Here is a 14,736-nt window from a genome sequence, read left to right on the forward strand (position 1 = left end):
TCCGGGGCGGCGGCCGTGGAACGATGCGTTCCCCGGGTACGTCCTACCGGGTACCTGCTCCATGACCCGGGGGCCTGCAACGTCATGGAGCCGCCGACCGTTAACGCGTAGGGTGATAACCACCCCAGCAGTGGTTATTGAGTACATCACGAAGGGACCGGCGCCGCGCGATGAGCGTGATGAAGCGAATGTCGATGATCTTCAAGTCCAAGGCGAACAGGGCGCTGGACCGCATGGAGGATCCTCGTGAGACCTTGGACTACTCCTACCAGCGCCAACTCGAGATGCTGCAGAAGGTCCGCCGCGGGGTGGCCGACGTCGCGACCTCGCGCAAGCGCCTGGAGCTGCAGATCCAGCAGTTGGAGCAGCAGCAGAACAAGCTGACCGACCAGGGCAAGAAGGCGTTGCAGGTGGGCCGCGAGGACCTGGCCCGCGAGGCGCTGACCCGCCGCGCCGCCCTGGACGCCCAGCTCGCCGACCTGCGGACGCAGTACCAGAACCTGCAGGGCGAGGAGGAGAAGCTCACGCTGGCCTCCCAGCGGCTGCAGGCCAAGGTGGACGCCTTCCGCACCCGCAAGGAGACGATCAAGGCCACCTACACCGCCGCCGAGGCCCAGACGAAGATCAACGAGGCCTTCAGCGGGATCTCCGAGGAGATGGGCGACGTCGGTCTGGCCATCCAGCGCGCCGAGGAGAAGACCGAGACCATGAAGGCCCGCGCCGGGGCCATCGACGAGCTGCTGGCCTCCGGGGCGCTGGAGGACTTCTCCGGCCCCCGCGACGACATCCAGGCGGAGCTGGACCGGCTGGGCTCCACCACCGGCGTCGACCTGGAGCTGGAGCGGATGAAGGCCGAGCTCGGCCAGGCCCCGACCCCCAAGCAGCTCGACGCGGGGTCCCCGACGGCCCAGCCCCAGCAGGCCCCGCAGCAGCAGGCGGCCCCGCGGGACGGCTCGTGGCCGCAGCAGCCCGGGGGTGCGCAGTGATCGTCCGGATCATGGGCGAGGGCCAACTGGACCTGGCCTCCGCCGATCTGACGGCCCTCAACAAGCTCGACGATCAGGTGGAGGCCGCGATCGAGGCCGGTGACGAGGCCCGGTTCCGCGCCGCCCTGCACGACCTGCTGGACAACGTCCGCCAGATGGGCAGGCCGTTGCCCGCCGACAGTCTGGAGCCCTCCGAGCTGATCCTGCCGCCGGCCGACTCCGCCATGGACGAGGTCCGCAGGATGCTCGGAGACGAGGGGCTCATCCCCGACTGACGGCGGACGGGTGCGGCCGGGCGACCCCAGCTCGTCGCCCTGCGGGCGACTTCGCCGGGGCCCGCCTCGGGCACCCGCCCGGCGGGACGAGCCCCGGAACCCCCTGATATGCGGGGAACCCCACCCCCTGGCGCCGATCTCCGGGCCTTAGGGGAGGGCGAGCATCTGGTCCAGGGCGACCTTGGCGTAGTGCGCGGTCTCCTCGTCCACCTGGATCCGGTTGACGACCTCGCCCCGGGCCAGCGACTCCAGCGACCAGACCAGGTGCGGCAGGTCGATCCGGTTCATCGTGGAGCAGAAGCACACGGCACGGTCCAAGAACATGACGTTCTTGTCGGGATGGGCGCCGGCCAGCCTCCGCACCAGGTTCAACTCGGTTCCGATCGCCCAGGACGAGCCCGCGGGGGCGGCGTCCAGGGTCTTGATGATGTACTCGGTCGACCCGACGCGGTCGGCCTCCACGACGACCTCGTGCTTGCACTCGGGGTGCACCAGGATGTTCACGTCGGGCACCCGGGCGCGCATGTCGTCCACCGACGCCTTGCTGAACCGCCCGTGCACCGAGCAGTGCCCCCGCCACAGCAGCATCCGGGCGTCCCGGAACTGCTCGGGGGTGAGCCCGCCGTCCGGCCGGTGCGGGTTGTAGACGACGCAGTCGTCCAGCGCGAGGCCCATCTCCAGCACCGCGGTGTTGCGCCCCAGGTGCTGGTCCGGCAGGAACAGGACCTTCGAACCCTTCGCGTACGCCCAGTCGAGCGCGCGTCGGGCGTTGGACGAGGTGCACACCACGCCGCCGTGGCGACCCACGAACGCCTTGATGTCGGCCGAGGAGTTCATGTACGTGACGGGGACCACGTCGTCGGCGATCCCCATGTCCTCCAGGACCTCCCAGCACTCCTCGACCTGGTCGAAGGTGGCCATGTCCGCCATGGAGCAGCCGGCCGCCAGGTCGGGCAGGACCACCGCCTGGTGCCCGGCGGTCAGGATGTCGGCGGACTCGGCCATGAAGTGCACGCCGCAGAAGACGATGTACGGGGCCTCGGGGCGGGCCGCCGCCTCGCGGGCGAGCTTGAACGAGTCGCCGGTCACGTCCGCGAACCGGATGACCTCGTCGCGCTGGTAGTGGTGCCCCAGCACGAAGACCTGGTCGCCCAGGGCGGCCTTGGCGGCCCTGGCACGCTCCACCAGGTCGGGGTCGGAGGCCGGGGGCAGCTCGCCGGGGCAGTCCACGCCGCGCTCGCTGGCCGGGTCGGTCCCGGCGCCCAGCAGGAGCAGCGGCAGCCGCGGTTCGCGGAAGTCCGTGGCGGCGATCTCCGGGGTGGTGGTCACGGGAGTCTCCCTTCGGCGACGGGGACTTATCGTCGCTCTGACGACTAATGGTGGCACATACCGGGCGATGCACGATCCACCGGGTCCGGCCGAGACGGCGGATCCCCTCGGGTAGACGGAATGCACGGGGCCCGGGGTACGTTGGTGTTGCGAAGAGGCGCAGCAGACGTCTTCGGGGGTCATGCCCTCAGTCGGATGGACAACAGGACGCGACCGTCGCCGGACGGCCGGCGGAGCTAGACCGGGAGCAGAACACATGACGGTAGAGAGCACGCAGGAGACCACGGAGCAGGTCACGGGTGTCGTCCTCACCGACGCCGCGGCCACCAAGGCCAGGGACCTGCTGGAGCAGGAGGGCCGCGACGATCTGGCGCTGCGTGTCGCCGTGCAGCCGGGCGGCTGCTCCGGGCTGATCTACCAGCTCTTCTTCGACGAGCGCGAGATGGACGGCGACCAGGTGCAGAAGTTCGACGGGCTGTCGGTGCGCGTCGACCGGATGAGCGCGCCCTACCTCACCGGCGCCACCATCGACTTCGTCGACTCCATCGAGAAGCAGGGCTTCACGATCGACAACCCGAACGCCACGGGCTCCTGCGCCTGCGGCGACTCGTTCAACTGACCGGCGGACCGCCGGACGGACTCCGGGACGGCCCGGGTGCAGCGCGCACCCGGGCCGTTCCCTTTGTCCCTCGGGGGTGCGCACCGGGTGCGCTCCGTGATGCGATGGACGTTAACCTTTGCAGGCCCCCAGGGCGGCACCCGTGAGACTTCGCGGGGTTGACACAGCCGGACATATAGCCGGACGACACCGACGAGGAGAGCGACGCCGTGCGCATCGCCGTGACCGGATCCATCGCGACCGACCATCTGATGACCTTCCCCGGGAAGTTCGCCGACCAGCTCATCCCCGACCAGCTCCACAAGGTCTCCCTGTCGTTCCTGGTGGACGAGCTGGAGATCCGCCGGGGCGGGATCGCCGCCAACATCTGCTACGGCATGGCGTCGCTGGGCCTGGCGCCCGTCCTGGTCGGCGCCGTCGGCGACGACTTCGCCGACTACCGCTCCTGGCTGGAGCGGCACGGGATCGACACCGAGTCCGTCCACGTGTCCGAGCTGCGGCACACGGCGCGCTTCCTGTGCACCACCGACGAGGACCACAACCAGATCGCCTCGTTCTACGCCGGGGCGATGAGCGAGGCCCGTGAGATCGAGCTGCAGCCGATCGCCGACCGGGTCGGCGGCCTCGACCTGGTGCTGGTCAGCCCGAACGACCCCGAGGCGATGGTCCGGCACACCGAGGAGTGCCGTGAGCGCGGCCTCCCGTTCGCCGCCGACATCTCCCAGCAGCTCGCCCGAATGTCCCGCGACGGGATCCGCTCCCTGATCGACGGCGCCCTCTACCTGTTCACCAACGAGTACGAGAAGGGCCTGTGCGAGCAGAAGACCGGCTGGAGCGACGCGGAGATCCTCGACCGCGTCCAGATCCGGATCACCACCCTCGGCCCCAAGGGCGTGGTCATCACCCGTAAGGGCCAGCCGGAGATCCACGTGCCCGCCGCCCCGGTGGAGACCGCCGTCGAGCCCACCGGGGTCGGCGACGCCTTCCGCGCCGGGTTCCTGTCCGCGAACTCCTGGGGCCTGCCGCTGGAGCGCGCCGCCCAGGTCGGCAACCTGCTGGCCGTGCACGTCCTGGAGACGCAGGGCCCGCAGGAGTACCGCCTGATCGAGCAGGACTTCCTGGTCCGTCTCGCGGAGGCCTACGGTCAGGTCGCCGCCGACGAGGTGGCCCCGCACCTTTCCTGACCCGTCACCGTGGGCGGGCCCGGCCCGCCCACGGGGGTCGTCAGTAGCAGCGCCGGATGTGGAACGCCCACCCCCGAGGGAGCGTCTCCTCGCGGACGAACTCCTGCGACTTCATCCGGCACCAGGCGGGCACGTCGGTACGGGCGGCCACGTCGTCGGCCAGCACCGCGACGACCTCGCCCACCGGGACCTCGCGGATCCGCTCGGCCAGCCAGATGATCGGGATGGGGCACTTGCGGCCGAGCGCGTCGATCACCAGCACCGGCGGGGGCCCGGCCTCGGCCGCCGGGACGGGGACGGCCTCGGGGGCCCGCTCGGGCGTCGTGTCGGGGCGTCGCCCGCGGCCGTTCGCCCTGCCTGATCCGCGGGTGCCGCGGCCTCGGAACATCATGAGGGGGCTGCGCCTCCTGTCAGCGCTGTCACGCGGTGGTCATGCCGGCACTGCGGCGCAGGCGGCCCACGGTGTCCGGCAGCACGGCGAGGAACCTGTCGACGTCGGGGGCCTGTACGTCACGGGGCAGCGATACCCGGACGTTCCCGTGGGTAATCACCTTCATCGCCTCCAGCACGTGGCTCGGACGCAGCGTATCGGCCGTGCACGAACTTCCGGACGATACCGCGAAGCCCAGCCGGTCGAGCTCGGTCAGCAGCGCCTCGCCCTCGACGTACAGACACGAGAACGTGACGATGTGCGGCAGCCGCCGGACCGGGTCGCCGACCACCTCCACGTCGGGCACCCGTCGGGGGACCTCCGCGCGGATCCGGTCCACCAGGGCCGACTGTCGGGGGGCGGCCTCGACCATCTCCTCCCGGTAGGCCGTCAGCGCCGCCGCCGCCGCGACCGCGCCGGGCACGTTCTCGAACCCGGGGACGCGACGGCCCTCGCGCTCGTCGTCCGGCAGCGGCGAGCGCCACCGGGTGTTCTTGCGGACGACCAGCAGGCCCACCCCCGCGGGCCCGCCCCACTTGTGGGCGCTGGCGGCCAGCATCGACCAGCCCTCGGGGACGTCCGTCCGCCCGACGGACTGGGCGGCGTCCACGAACAGCGGCACCCGGGCGGTCCGACAGATCGCCGCCACCTCGTCCACCGGCTGCAACGTCCCGACCTCGTGGTTGGCGGACTGCAGGCACGCCAGCGCGGTGTCCGGACGCAGGGCCGCGGCGAACGCGTCGACGTCGATCCGGCCGGTGCGGTCCACGCCGACCCGGGTGACCTCGCCCCCCTCCCGTTCGTGCTGCTCGGCGGCGTGCAGCACGCTGGAGTGCTCCACCTCGCCGATCACCAGGTGGCGTCCCGCGCGGCGGCGGGCCCGCAGCCCCCCCAGCACCGCCAGATGCACCGCCTGCGTGCCGGAGGTGGTGAAGTACACCTCGTCCGGTCGCACGCCGAGCACCCCCGCCGTCCGGGCCCGCGCCCGGTCCAGCAGCAGTCGCGCGCCGCGCGCCGCACCGTACAGCCGGGCGGGGTCGGCCCAGCCGGCGTCGAGGGCTCCGAGCAGCGCCTCGCGCGCCGCCGGGTGCGGCGGCTCGGTGGAGGCCGCGTCGAAGTACGCTCCGGGACGATCTCCAGGTAGAGAGGGCACGTCAACGACACTAACCGGGCACCCCGTCCGGGGGGTGCCCGACCCTCGCGCTAGGGTGTCTCGCACACGTGTGAAGTACCGACCTGACCGCCCGGGAACACCGGGCTTCATCTGTGGGGAAGGCATTCCGTGAGTCCGACCCGCTCAAGGGAGCGGCGTACGCCGGTGCGCGGTCGCCGCGCGTTGTCCAGTGCCGGCGCGCTGGCCCTCCTGGCGATGACCGCCACCGCATGCAGCGGTGAGGCGTCCCGCCTTGGCATGCCCGAGCCGATCAGCGAGCAGGCCGAGCGCATGCTGCAGTTGTGGCAGGGCTCCTGGATCGCGGCGTTCGCCGTGGGCGGCCTCGTCTGGGGTCTGATCATCTGGGCGGTGCTGTTCCACCGCAAGCGCTCCGACGACCTGCCGCCGCAGGTGCGCTACAACCTGCCGATCGAGATCCTCTACACGGCCGTCCCGTTCGTCATCATCGCGGTGCTCTTCTACTTCACCGCACGCGACGAGTCCTATGTCGAGAAGACGAGCGACAACGTGGCCGCGGTGATCGACGTGCACGGCTTCCAGTGGAGCTGGCAGTTCGATTACAAGGAGAGCCTCGCCGCGAACGCGCCCACCGTCGCCTCCGTGGCCGGTGTGCCCGTCCAGCCGGACGCCCCCAGCAAGGTGCAGGTGATGATCCCGGCCGGGCAGAACGTGCGCTTCCGGCTGCACTCCAATGACGTCATCCACTCGTTCTGGGTGCCGGCCCTTCTCTACAAGAAGGACGTCATGCCCGGTTACGTGAACGAGTTCGAGGTGAAGGCGACCAAGCTCGGCCTCTACGAGGGCCGCTGCGCCGAGCTGTGCGGTGTCGACCACAGCCGGATGCTGTTCCAGCTCAAGGTCGTCACACCGCAGGAATACCAGAAGTTCATCGCCGATTCGAAGGCGGCTGGGGGAGCCAAGTGACCACGCTCAGCCACGCTCCGAGCGCACCGCTCGCCGCGGCCCGGACGAGCAAGGGACGCCTCATCGCGTCCTGGGCCTCGTCCACCGACCACAAGGTGATCGGTTACCTGTACCTGATCACCTCGTTCGTGATGTTCCTGATCGGCGGTGTGCTGGCCCTGCTGATGCGGGCCGAGTTGTACAAGCCGGGCCTGCAGGTGGTCAGCAACGAGCAGTTCAACCAGTTGTTCACCATGCACGGCACGATCATGCTGCTGATGTTCGCGACCCCGCTGTTCGCGGGCTTCGCCAACGTGATCATGCCGCTGCAGATCGGCGCGCCCGACGTGGCGTTCCCGCGGATGAACATGCTGGCCTACTGGCTGTTCCTGTTCGGCAGCCTGATCGTGATCGCCGGCTTCCTGACGCCGGGCGGCGCGGCCAGCTTCGGCTGGTTCGCCTACGCCCCGCTGTCGGACGCGGTCCGCTCGCCGGGCGTCGGCGGCGACATGTGGGTGATGGGCCTGGCCATGTCGGGCTTCGGCACCATCATGGGCGCGGTCAACTTCATCACCACGATCCTGTGCATGCGGGCCCCCGGCATGACGATGTTCCGGATGCCGATCTTCACCTGGAACATCCTGCTGACCTCGATCCTGGTCCTGCTGGCGTTCCCGGTGCTGGCGGCGGCGCTGCTGGCGCTGGAGGCCGACCGCAAGTTCGGCGCGCACATCTTCGACGCCGCGCACGGCGGGGCGCTGCTGTGGCAACACCTGTTCTGGTTCTTCGGGCATCCCGAGGTGTACATCATCGCCTTGCCCTTCTTCGGCATCGTGACGGAGATCCTGCCGGTGTTCAGCCGCAAGCCGCTGTTCGGCTATGTCGGTCTGGTCATCGCGACCATCTCCATCGCGGGCCTGTCGGCGACGGTGTGGGCGCACCACATGTACGTGACCGGCCAGGTGCTGCTGCCGTTCTTCTCCTTCATGACGTTCCTCATCGCGGTGCCCACCGGGGTGAAGTTCTTCAACTGGGTGGGGACGATCTGGCGAGGGCAGTTGACGTTCGAGTCGCCGATGCTGTGGTCGCTGGGCTTCCTGGTGACGTTCCTGTTCGGCGGGCTGACCGGCGTCATCCTGGCCTCCCCGCCGATGGACTTCCAGTTGTCGGACTCCTACTTCGTGGTGGCGCACTTCCACTACGTGGTGTTCGGCACGGTGGTGTTCGCCATGTTCGCGGGCTTCTACTTCTGGTGGCCGAAGTTCACCGGGAAGATGCTCAACGACACGCTCGGCAAGGTGCACTTCTGGATGCTGTTCTTCGGCTTCCACGGCACCTTCCTGGTGCAGCACTGGCTGGGCGCTGCGGGCATGCCGCGCCGGTACGCCGACTACACCCCGGACTTCACCGCGCTCAACCAGGTGTCCACGATCGCCTCCCTGCTGCTCGGGCTGTCGCTGCTGCCGTTCTTCTACAACGTCTACATCACGGCCAAGAAGGGCAAGAAGGTCGAGGTGGACGACCCCTGGGGCTACGGCAACTCGCTGGAGTGGGCGACGTCCTGCCCGCCGCCGCGGCACAACTTCACCTCGATCCCGCGGATTCGTTCGGAACGTCCCGCGTTCGACCTGCACCACCCGCACGTGGGCGCCAAGGGCGAGCTCGCGGGCACCGGCACCGGATCGGAGCACTGACCGATGCGCGTACAGGCGTTCATGTTCTACGGGTGCGCCGTCTTCTTCCTGGTCACCGACGTCGTCTACTGGCTGTGGTCCAAGGACTGGACGGGCACCACCGCGCTGGCCCTGTCGGTCGGCCTGGCCGGGCTGATCGGCTTCTACATCCACTTCACGATCCGGCGGCTCGAGAAGGCCAACGCCGGGCCGCTGTACGAGGACGACCCCGAGGGGGAGATCGCGCAGGCGGCCGGTGAGGTGGGCTTCTTCAGCCCGCACAGTTGGTGGCCGCTGTTCGTGGCCCTGGGCGCGGCCAGCGTCTCGCTGGGCTTCGTCTTCGGCTGGTGGCTGGTGGTCTTCGGGGTCGCCGCGACGTTGATGAGCTGTGTCGGGCTTGTCTTCGAGTACTACCGGGGCCACTTTCAGCACTGATTAGGCAAAAGGTCTCCTAAGGGGGCCGGTGTCCGCTTACCAGCGGGTGCCGGTCCCCTTCATAATTGTCCCGTCCGGGGATCGCGAGTGACCCGCGCCGCCATCGGCGCAATTCTGCATTCTTCCGGCCTCCGCATATTCGCGGGCAAAACGGGACATTGTGGTGCGCGGGTCGTCCAGACGAACGCACGGGGGGTTGTGAGGGTGGACGTCAACGTCCGGAGATCAGAGGCCCGGCGGTTCCTGCGTCCGGGCGTGGCCCTGTCCGTGGCCGTCACCCTGGCCGCGGGCCTCGCCGGCTGCGCGGAGGAGCGCAGACCGGATCCCGCCGCACGGCCGGTCGGTCTGACCGTGGTGCCGCGGGCGCCGTCCCTCACCTCGGTGCCGCCCGACAGCCCGATCGAGGTCAGGGCGGCCCACGGGACGCTGCAGAACGTCACCGTCCGGGCCCGGGGGGCCGACGTGGAGGGTGTCGCCGGCGGCGACCGGAGCCACTGGCGGTCGCGCTGGTCGCTGACCCCGGGGACCCGGTACGACGTGGCCGCCACCGCGCTGGGCGCGGACGGTCGCACCCGCACGGTGACCAGCACGTTCACCACGCAGAAGGTCAAGCAGGCGGTCGCGACGACGATCGAGGCGCCCGACCGCGGCGAGACCGTCGGCGTCGGGATGCCGATCATCCTGCGGTTCAGCCGGAAGGTCGCCGACCGGGCGGCGGTGGAGCGGGCGTTGGAGGTGCGCTCCAGCAAGCGGGTCGAGGGCGCCTGGCACTGGTTCGACGACCAGAGCGTGGTGTTCCGGACCCACCGGCATTGGCCCGCGCACACCGACGTCAGGTTGATCGGCCACCTCAACGGGGTGCGCGCCGTCCGCAACGGCTATGCGACCAAGGACCTCGATCTGAGGTTCAAGACCGGCGATTCCCATGTCAGCGTGGCCAACGCCAAGACCCACCGCATGATCGTCTACCGGAACGGCAAGCGGATCCGGAACTTCCCGATCAGCATGGGCCGGGGCGGGATCCTCAAGTACACGACCACCAACGGCCACCACCTGACCATGGACAAGGGCAACCCGGTCATCATGGACTCGTCCACGGTCGGCTGCGGGCCCGGCTGCCCGGACTACTACCGGCAGACCGTGTACTGGTCGGTGCGGATCTCCAACAGCGGCGAGTACGCGCACAGCGCCCCCTGGTCGACCGGCTCGCAGGGGCACGCCAACGTCAGCCACGGCTGCGTCAACATGTCCCCGTCGGCGGCCCGCTGGTTCTACAACTTCAGCCTCCGGGGCGACCCTTACCGGGTCACCGGCACCAAACGGGAGCTGGAGCCGGAGAACGGCTGGGGCTACTGGCAACTGAGCTGGAAGAAGTGGGTGGCGGGCAGCGCCCTGAAGCAGGCGCTGTCCATCGGCCCCGACGGCTCCGAGCCGCTCCCGCAGGTGCAGGCGGCCCGCCCGCCCTCGCGGAAGCCGGCCCCCACGTCCTCGCCCTCGGCGGCCATTCCGTCGGCCACGCCCCGTCGCTGACCCGCCGCCCGCCGGGGTCAGGGCCTGCGTGCGGGCGGCTCGGGAACGCCGTGCAGCCGGGCCCACGTGCGGGCCATGGCGATGCGCTCGGGCCCGCTGGGGTGGCTGAACCACAGGACGTACTCCAGCGGGTTGGGGCGCAGGTCCGACATGTTGCGCACCGACAGCTCGTGCTGCATCGACACGAAGGTGGCCGGGTCGCGGGTCAGGGCGAGCGCGTGCGCGTCGGCGCGGGCCTCGATCTGCCTGCTGACCAGGCTGTGCACCGGCCCGCTCACCTGCGTCAGGACGACGACGGCGGCCAGCAGCAGGGCGACGGAACGCGCGTCCGCGTCCGCTGCGTCGCCCTCGCTCGTCAGCCCGGCCCTGCGCCGGAGCCCCGGCGACGTCAGCACGAGGTACAGCAGGCACACGGCCCCGGACGTGCCGAGGGCGCCCACCAGCGTGCCGTAGAGCACGTCGTTGCGCTTGGCGTGGCCCAGCTCGTGGGCGACGATCGACTCGACCCGCGCCGGGGGCGACTTCAGCAGCGTGTCGTACACGACGATGCGACGCGTGGACCCGAACCCGGACACGTACGCGTTGAGGGAGGTCGTCCGGCGGGACGCGTCGGCGACCAGCACGTCCTTCACCGGGACGCCGTCCCGGTCGGCCATCCGCAGCAGGTCCGTGCGCAGCGTCCCGGCGGGCAGCGGGCGGAACGTGTTGAACACCGGCTCCACGACCAGCGGGTAGAGGAACGACACCGCGACCACCAGCGCGAAACCGCCGGCGGCGGCGGCCGTCCACCAGTAGCGGGGGAGGCGGCGGGCGAGCGCGAACAGCAGCAGCACGATGACCGTCCACATCACCCAGCGGAGCCCGAGCGACTTGAGCTGGTCCACCGACCAGGTCGACCAGGTCTGCGTGGACAGCCCGTACCGGCGCAGGACGTTCTCGCGCCAGACGTCGAACGGCAGCCCGATCGCCCACAGCAGCGTCGTCAGCGCCACCACCGCGACGATCAGCCGCAGCGGTCGCCGGGCCACCCGGGCGGTGCAGCGGCCGAGGAACCGGGCGCCCCACGGCGTCAGGCCCAGCACCAGGACGGCCGCGAGGCCGATGACCAGGTCGAGGTAGACGGGCGGGTTGAGCGCCGCGTCGAAGGCCGCCGACCGGGCCAGCTCGGCGGGGGAGAAGTCCGACGTGGGATCGGGCCGCACCGCGCCGCCGGGGGGCTCGCCCGGCAGCGACTCCCACGGCGTGGTGAGCAGGAGGACGACGCCGACGGCCGCGAACAGCGCCACCGCGGTGATCAGGGCGGCGGTACGGGCCCGCCGGAGGCCGTTCATCGCAGTTCCTTCCGGAGATGATCGCGCCACAGGGCGGTGAATCCGGCGGTGCCGATCCCGAGGACCGAGCGCAGCGCGGCCTCCTGGGAGCGGCGGCCCGCCGCACGGTACAGCTCCAGCAGCCTGTCCTCGCCGTACCGCTCGGCGATGAGCCGGCACGCGAGCCAGGCCTCGGCGTACGACTGGGGGAGCCGGTCCGATCCGCCGCCGAAGTCGTCGGGGCCGGGGAGCGCGGCGGGTGGTCGGCCGTCCGCGACCTCGCGATGCAGCTCCCGGGCCGCCGAACGCACCGGGACGTCCGTCCCCTTGTAGCCCACGTAGTCGGCCAGGCCCTCGATCAGCCACACGGGTGTCCGGCCGTCGCGGGCGCCGCCGGTGGCGACGTGCGTCAGCTCGTGGGTGAGCACGACCTCGCGACCGAGCGGGTTGAGGCGGGAGAACGTGCCGGGGGCGATCACGATCCGGTCCTCGCGGGAGGGACCGGACGTCGCCAGCGCGGCGATGCCGGTCAGATCGTCGCCCGAGGCCACCAGCCGTGCGGCGTGGCCGTCGTCGGCGGGCACGAGCGCGACCGCCCTGCGCGCCCAGCGGTCGCCCACCACACCCGACACGGCCGGCACCGCCTCGTCGAGCCGGTCGGCGATCTCGCGGAGCGCGGGGGAGGCGCCGATCACCAGGCTCCGGTCGCCGCGCACGACGGTGAGGGGCCCGCCGTCCCAGATGTCGGGGTCGTCGCGCAACCCGACCGCCGTGCCGTCTCCGGTGATCGTCCAGCGGGACCCGCCGCGCGGGGCGAACGTCAGGTGGCGGGTCCGGACGACGTCGCGGCGGTCGAAGCCCCGCAGCCGGTACCGCAGGGACACCTTCACCGTGGCTCCGGGGCCCTGGGCGGAGTCGTCCGGCTTCTCACGCCATGACTCCAGGGGGAGCCTGGTCAGGTTGTCGAAGAGGGTCCGCTGCGCCTCGCGGAAGGCCGGGGGCGCGGAGATGACGGTGGACAGGAACGCCGTGCGGTCGCGGTCCCTCACCGCGCGGGCCCGGCCGTCGAGGATCGCCCGAACGGCCGCCGGGTCGGGTGGGATCGCGGGGCCGTCCGTCACCTCGGTGGATCCGGGGGACCGGACGGACCCGTCGGGACGGGTCGCGAACCACGTCGCGCCGGCAGTCGGGACGAGCGCGGTGACCAGGGCCAGAACGACGAACACCGGCCGGCGCGCGAGGCGCCGGCCGGTGCCGGTCGGGGGGCTCACCGGTGCGTCGTCCATGCCGGTGATCCTATGGACAGATCACCGATGACGAGCACGGTCGGCCGTGGTGATCACTGGTGATCACTTGGCGTAGTCGGGGTAACCGAACCCGACGACCTTGTCGGTGCCGCGGGTCTTGGACTCGACGGCGTCGTTGCTGTTGCCCTCGACGGTGGCGAACTCGCCGTCGCCCAGGTTCTTGGTGACCAGGCCGACGTGGTCGATGGCGTCCATGCTCTTGCCGCCGTCCCAGTCGAAGAAGACGACCGCGCCGGGCTTGGGCTCGGTGCCCCAGCGGCCCTTGTCCTTGAACCACTCGGCGTGCTCGATGGTCCAGGCGTCGGCGCCCATCTGGTCGGTGAACCCGGTCCGGTCGCCCAGCCAGGAGATGAACATGGAGCACCAGGCGGCGTCCTCGTAGATCTTCGGGCTACCGCCGCCGGCGTCGCGCTGCATGGTCTCCTTGGCGCGCTCGGTGCCGGCGTACCAACGGCCGAACTTGCTCTTGCCGGCGCCGTCCTCGGAGTGGCCCACCTGGGACTTGGCCAGCGCGATGATGTTCTCGGCCTTGACCATCTTGGTGGCGGTCAGGGTCTTGCCCTCGCGCTTGGCCTTCTTCTCGCCCTTCTTGGCGGCCTTGACCTCGGCGTTGGCGTCGGCCAGGAGCTCGGCGCGGGCACCGTTGGGGGCCTTGGCGCCCTGCTCGGCGATGGCCGCGGCGGCGGACGGGGAGGGGACCTGGGTGGCGACGGTCAGCGCGGTGGTGGCGACCGCGCCGGCGACCAGGGCGCTGGCCACGGCGTTGTGCTTGTTCTGGAAGGTGCTGGTGATGCGGGTGATGCGGCGCATGCCGGTCAAAGCTGTGCTCCTCTGCTTCCTGGCCGCCTACCGGGTTAGCTGACGGGTTCGGGCTGGAAGTCGCCCTACGGCCGGATCGGCCGATTCACCCCAGGGACAAAGTGGGTCCCCGGCTCCGCGTCGCCCTGGATGAGGGCATGCGGACTCGGCGGCGGACGTCCACGGACGGACGTCCGACTGAGTTGTGCGAACGGATCCCTGCTGTGCAGGGGGGATCGGCGCGGCGTCAGACCGCGCCGGAGGGAGAGGTCATGAGGGCCTCATGGACCTGATCGGTCACATGGGCGGGTGCCGTGGAAGGGGCACCGGGAGTGGGTCAGCGGTGCGGACCTCTGGGCCCGGCGGTTCCGGCCGCATGGGGGCCGGTGTGCCGGTGCTCGTGCCAGGTGGTGGTCTGCGCCTGCTTGACGATCTCGCTCACGGCCCCGCCGGTGGGGGCCTCCGCCGGTGTGGCGGTGGCGAGGACGAGGAGGGGGGTGAGCGCCAGGGTTCCGGCGATCGCGGCGCCGGCGAGCTTCGCGCGGCGGGGGAGGCTGTGGACAGCGTGGCTGGACAGGGTTGACTCCTTCTTCCAGACGCCTACCGGGTTAGCTGACGGGTTCGGGCGGGAAGTCGCCCTACGGCACGTCTCACCTGCGGAGAGATCCACGGGCAAGAGGCGCCGATTCACCCCGGGGTACCTGTGGGTCCCCGGCTCCGGAACCCCTCCCGCGCCCCCCGGTCCGGCGGTGCCGGTGGAGTGTGCGCGCGGAGAACGATGTC

Annotated in this window: 14 protein-coding genes and 2 riboswitches; of the genes, 8 read left to right on the forward strand and 6 right to left on the reverse strand. The window is 70.8% G+C overall.

The annotated features are described in order from the left end of the window. Positions 1-170 precede the first annotated feature (170 nt). Together DFJ69_RS24655 and pspAA are read left to right on the forward strand one after the other, a co-directional pair. Positions 171-986, forward strand: coding sequence for a PspA/IM30 family protein (locus DFJ69_RS24655; protein ID WP_170177767.1), 816 nt, complete (start codon positions 171-173; stop codon positions 984-986). Beyond that, on the forward strand, positions 983-1,261 hold the full coding sequence (gene pspAA / locus DFJ69_RS24660) for a PspA-associated protein PspAA (protein WP_116024800.1): 279 nt from the start codon (positions 983-985) through the stop codon (positions 1,259-1,261). The genes DFJ69_RS24655 and pspAA overlap by 4 nt, the downstream gene beginning before the upstream one ends. A gap of 147 nt (positions 1,262-1,408) precedes the next feature. Here the strand turns inward: pspAA and nadA are convergent, their stop codons facing one another. Continuing rightward, complete coding sequence (gene nadA / locus DFJ69_RS24665; protein ID WP_245974560.1) at positions 1,409-2,590, reverse strand: quinolinate synthase NadA; 1,182 nt, start codon at positions 2,588-2,590, stop codon at positions 1,409-1,411. A 256-nt stretch (positions 2,591-2,846) separates the two neighbouring features. Here nadA and DFJ69_RS24670 point away from each other — a divergent pair, with 256 nt between their 5' ends. Both DFJ69_RS24670 and DFJ69_RS24675 read left to right on the forward strand, forming a co-directional pair. Continuing rightward, positions 2,847-3,209, forward strand: a complete 363-nt coding sequence (locus tag DFJ69_RS24670; RefSeq protein ID WP_116024801.1) for a HesB/IscA family protein — start codon at positions 2,847-2,849, stop codon at positions 3,207-3,209. A gap of 209 nt (positions 3,210-3,418) precedes the next feature. Next, complete coding sequence (locus tag DFJ69_RS24675) at positions 3,419-4,393, forward strand: carbohydrate kinase family protein (RefSeq protein ID WP_116024803.1); 975 nt, start codon at positions 3,419-3,421, stop codon at positions 4,391-4,393. 40 nt (positions 4,394-4,433) lie between these two features. Here DFJ69_RS24675 and DFJ69_RS36515 read toward each other — a convergent pair whose 3' ends face one another. Further along, a complete protein-coding gene (locus DFJ69_RS36515) occupies positions 4,434-4,655 on the reverse strand; it encodes a sulfurtransferase TusA family protein (protein ID WP_425453426.1) in 222 nt (73 codons plus the stop codon). Between the two features lie 157 nt (positions 4,656-4,812). After that, entirely contained in the window at positions 4,813-5,976 is a 1,164-nt protein-coding gene (locus DFJ69_RS24685; protein WP_245974561.1) for a cysteine desulfurase family protein, read from the reverse strand. 165 nt (positions 5,977-6,141) lie between these two features. Between DFJ69_RS24685 and ctaC the strand changes: the two genes are divergently transcribed. The 4 genes from ctaC (at position 6,142) to DFJ69_RS24705 (ending at position 10,538) form a co-directional block, all read left to right on the forward strand. Continuing rightward, entirely contained in the window at positions 6,142-6,921 is a 780-nt protein-coding gene (ctaC, locus tag DFJ69_RS24690; protein ID WP_116024806.1) for an aa3-type cytochrome oxidase subunit II, read from the forward strand. Continuing rightward, positions 6,918-8,594 carry an aa3-type cytochrome oxidase subunit I gene (gene ctaD / locus DFJ69_RS24695; protein ID WP_116024808.1) on the forward strand — a complete coding sequence of 559 codons (1,677 nt, stop codon included), beginning with the start codon at positions 6,918-6,920 and terminating at the stop codon, positions 8,592-8,594. Before ctaC ends, ctaD begins: the two co-directional genes overlap by 4 nt. A 3-nt stretch (positions 8,595-8,597) precedes the next feature. Continuing rightward, entirely contained in the window at positions 8,598-9,008 is a 411-nt protein-coding gene (locus tag DFJ69_RS24700) for a cytochrome c oxidase subunit 4 (protein WP_116024810.1), read from the forward strand. 204 nt (positions 9,009-9,212) lie between these two features. Continuing rightward, the gene (locus DFJ69_RS24705; RefSeq protein WP_245974562.1) at positions 9,213-10,538 is read left to right on the forward strand and encodes a L,D-transpeptidase; all 1,326 of its coding nucleotides are present in this window, start codon (positions 9,213-9,215) and stop codon (positions 10,536-10,538) included. 17 nt (positions 10,539-10,555) lie between these two features. Here DFJ69_RS24705 and DFJ69_RS24710 read toward each other — a convergent pair whose 3' ends face one another. The 3 genes from DFJ69_RS24710 to DFJ69_RS35705 all read right to left on the reverse strand — a co-directional run bounded on the left by DFJ69_RS24710 (position 10,556) and on the right by DFJ69_RS35705 (position 13,965). Beyond that, positions 10,556-11,869 carry a M48 family metallopeptidase gene (locus DFJ69_RS24710; protein ID WP_116024811.1) on the reverse strand — a complete coding sequence of 438 codons (1,314 nt, stop codon included), beginning with the start codon at positions 11,867-11,869 and terminating at the stop codon, positions 10,556-10,558. Continuing rightward, positions 11,866-13,134, reverse strand: coding sequence for a hypothetical protein (locus tag DFJ69_RS24715; protein ID WP_116024812.1), 1,269 nt, complete (start codon positions 13,132-13,134; stop codon positions 11,866-11,868). The genes DFJ69_RS24710 and DFJ69_RS24715 overlap by 4 nt, the downstream gene beginning before the upstream one ends. A gap of 63 nt (positions 13,135-13,197) precedes the next feature. Beyond that, positions 13,198-13,965, reverse strand: a complete 768-nt coding sequence (locus tag DFJ69_RS35705) for a CHAP domain-containing protein (RefSeq protein ID WP_245974777.1) — start codon at positions 13,963-13,965, stop codon at positions 13,198-13,200. Between the two features lie 17 nt (positions 13,966-13,982). Then, positions 13,983-14,135, reverse strand: a riboswitch (cyclic di-AMP (ydaO/yuaA leader). A gap of 400 nt (positions 14,136-14,535) precedes the next feature. Further along, positions 14,536-14,712, reverse strand: a riboswitch (cyclic di-AMP (ydaO/yuaA leader). Positions 14,713-14,736 lie beyond the last annotated feature (24 nt).

Origin of the sequence: Thermomonospora umbrina, from assembly GCF_003386555.1 — a bacterium.
GTDB classification, from domain to species: domain Bacteria; phylum Actinomycetota; class Actinomycetes; order Streptosporangiales; family Streptosporangiaceae; genus Thermomonospora; species Thermomonospora umbrina.

Bases quoted from the DNA above. Each gene is read 5' to 3' on its own strand.
- DFJ69_RS24655 (WP_170177767.1), top strand. From the start codon at position 171: ATGAGCGTGATGAAGCGAATGTCGATGATCTTCAAGTCCAAGGCGAAC.
- DFJ69_RS24670 (WP_116024801.1), top strand. From the start codon at position 2,847: ATGACGGTAGAGAGCACGCAGGAGACCACGGAGCAGGTCACGGGTGTC.
- DFJ69_RS24700 (WP_116024810.1), top strand. From the start codon at position 8,598: ATGCGCGTACAGGCGTTCATGTTCTACGGGTGCGCCGTCTTCTTCCTG.
- DFJ69_RS24710 (WP_116024811.1), bottom strand. From the start codon at position 11,869: ATGAACGGCCTCCGGCGGGCCCGTACCGCCGCCCTGATCACCGCGGTG.
- DFJ69_RS24715 (WP_116024812.1), bottom strand. From the start codon at position 13,134: ATGGACGACGCACCGGTGAGCCCCCCGACCGGCACCGGCCGGCGCCTC.
- DFJ69_RS35705 (WP_245974777.1), bottom strand. From the start codon at position 13,965: ATGCGCCGCATCACCCGCATCACCAGCACCTTCCAGAACAAGCACAAC.